Genomic DNA, 489 nt, shown 5'->3' with positions numbered 1-489 from the left:
GTTCCGTTTCGACTTGCAATGTCTCCTGTTCTCAATCCTTGATCCAGCACATTGTTGACGGCGGTTTCAATCGCCTTTGCTTCTTTCTCAAGACCGAAAGAATAGCGGAGCATCATAGCCGCCGAAAGAATTGTGGCGAGCGGATTGGCGATGTCCTTCCCTGCGATGTCGGGAGCGGAGCCGTGAATAGGCTCGTACATTCCGGGTCTTGTTCCACCTTGCACTTTTTCGCCGAGACTCGCCGAGGCAAGCATACCGATTGAACCTGTAAGCACCGATGCCTCATCGGAAAGTATGTCTCCAAAAAGATTTGATGTTACAATTACGTCGAATTGTCCCGGGGCGCGAATCAACTGCATGGCGGCATTGTCAACATAGAGGTAACTTGTTTCGATGTCAGGATAGTCCTTTGAAACTACCGCCGCTACTTCTCGCCAGAAGCGGGACGATTCAAGCACATTTGCTTTGTCAACTACGCAGAGTTTTTTC

Annotated in this window: 1 protein-coding gene; it reads right to left on the bottom strand. The window is 49.9% G+C overall.

Going from position 1 to position 489, the window contains the following annotated elements; genetic code table 11:
- Positions 1–489, bottom strand: a 489-nt coding sequence (locus tag ACYVTD_RS16370) for an isocitrate/isopropylmalate family dehydrogenase (protein ID WP_461248731.1), incomplete at both ends; no start/stop codon positions are given.

The organism is Treponema sp. R6D11 (genome assembly GCF_054786075.1).
Note: the sequence above shows the minus strand (reverse complement) of the source record. Positions and strands in the feature narration are given on the sequence as shown.